Origin of the sequence: Burkholderia sp. SIMBA_051 (assembly GCF_046534915.1) — a bacterium.
Lineage (GTDB): Bacteria > Pseudomonadota > Gammaproteobacteria > Burkholderiales > Burkholderiaceae > Burkholderia > Burkholderia ambifaria.
The window spans coordinates 1-408 of record NZ_JAWRXS010000068.1 but is presented as its reverse complement, the minus strand read 5'-3'; the positions used below and the strand labels follow the sequence as shown (position 1 = coordinate 408).

Here is a 408-nt window from a genome sequence, read left to right as displayed (position 1 = left end):
CCGGCAACGCCGGCCTCGTGTGCACGCGTTGTGGCATCTCCAGGCCGACGCTTCGCAAGTGGCTGCGCCGCTACCAGGAGGCGGGAGAAGAAGGTCTTCGCTCTCAAAGCCGTCGCCCTCTGACCAGCCCGAATCGAAAGGTCTCTGACGCTGATCGGGCAACGATTCTTCGCCTGCGGGCCGAGCGCAAGGGGGCACGGCGGATTCAGAACGAATTGCGTCTGAACGAACAAAGAGAACTGTCCCTTGCGACCATTCACAAGGTCCTGTGCGAAGCGTCGGTGAAGCCGTTGGTTCGCCCCAGGCGGCCGGCACAACCGAGGCGCTACAGCCGTCCAGTTCCCGGAGACCGCGTCCAGATGGACACGATGAAGATTGCACGAGGCGTCTACCAGTACACGGCCATCG

Annotated in this window: 1 protein-coding gene; it reads left to right on the top strand. The window is 63.0% G+C overall.

Annotated elements, in window-relative coordinates:
• Positions 1–408, top strand: a 408-nt coding sequence (locus SB771_RS33570; RefSeq protein WP_410721863.1) for a helix-turn-helix domain-containing protein, incomplete at both ends; no start/stop codon positions are given.